Origin of the sequence: Pseudomonas sp. Sample_21, assembly GCF_004307525.1 — a bacterium.
GTDB lineage: Bacteria > Pseudomonadota > Gammaproteobacteria > Pseudomonadales > Pseudomonadaceae > Aquipseudomonas > Aquipseudomonas atacamensis.
Map to the genome: position 1 here is coordinate 1 of NZ_RCNZ01000011.1, position 1,293 is coordinate 1,293.

1 protein-coding gene is annotated in these 1,293 nt (G+C 54.1%); it reads right to left on the bottom strand.

The window, feature by feature from the left end; translation table 11 throughout:
* Positions 1-22: 22 nt before the first annotated feature.
* The gene (locus tag D8U71_RS00875) at positions 23-1,018 is read right to left on the bottom strand and encodes an IS110 family transposase (RefSeq protein WP_130886977.1); all 996 of its coding nucleotides are present in this window, start codon (positions 1,016-1,018) and stop codon (positions 23-25) included.
* Between the last annotated feature and the right edge of the window lie 275 nt (positions 1,019-1,293).

Sequence of the window (1,293 nt, forward strand, 5' to 3'; positions counted from 1 at the left end):
CCTGTAGATACTCTGTTCACGGTCAAGCTTTCGCGAGATGTTTTTCGCTAAAAAGCTTGGCCGTATTAAATTCTTCTCCGGAACGCATGCACGCCCACAACCCAGTCAGATATTTGCGCATCACCGCACCGATTGCCTGCATTTTTTTCTTGCCGCGAGCAACGAGAGCTTCGTAAAAAGCCTTCACATTCTCATCGCAGCGGATTGCCGTCATTGCCGGCATGAACATCGCTGCACGCAAATAAGCATTGCCGCATTTGGACATTCGCCCTGGCCGATTCACGCTGGTGCCGGATTGGGTCAACCTGACGTCCAGGCCTGCGTAACGGCTTACCTGTGCCGATTTAAGCGTCACAGGCAGGGTCGTCAGCTCCGCCAGTGCAGCGATAGCCGAGGCTTCTCCTACGCCGGGTGCCGCCATCATGCAGCGAAACTGCAAACTCAGGTCCGGGCATTTGGCGATGGCATCACGTGCGGCTTTCTTCAAACGATCAATCCGCGCGTCCAACCCTGCAATCGCCTCTTTCTCATCTTCGATCAGCAGCTCCACATTTGTTTCTGTCGCTTGTAGCGCGTGCAATTCGTTTTTGGCTCGCGTTCGATGACCAATCAGACGATTGATATGACGTCCAATGGCACGCAACGTCATCTGATCGGCCGTAGGCGGCACCCAAAGTCTGGGCGCCATACGCTCGCCATATTCGGCTAGTAATTGAGAATCTATCTGGTCAGTCTTGCTGTTTTGCAGCATCAATTTGGCAAAATTGTGAAAACTTTTTGGGTTGATCACCGAGACCGGCAAACCGGCGGCGTGCAACTCCAGCGCAAGATCCAGGTAGTAAATGCCGGTGGCTTCCATAACCACGCTCAGCGGCTTGAGACCCAGCATCTTGGCCGCGGCAGTCTTGCGCCCTTTGGGTGTGTGCTGAATCTCCCACTGGCCTGATGTTTTACCGTTCTGTCGCCATCCCATCGCAGACGTGCGAGCACCAATGTCTATGCCGACATGAGTATTCATGCTTTTCACTTCCCTGACTTTCGGTAAGATTGCTCCCGGTTCCCCCGACCTCGAACTTCATGCCACTGCAACCTTGTAATGCGAAGTCCGACTTGTCGGCTTCTCGATACTCTTCGTGGTGGGCAATGAGGCGGGGGGGCCTCTCTACAGACAAGGTCAGGAGCAAATCCTGCCTTCAGGAGCGATCGGCCTCCCCCCAGAAACGCACTTGCTGTTGTATGAGTCCTTGAGCGTAACCTCTCTCTTTGGACTCAGGGTCAACATACAAGGAGCGA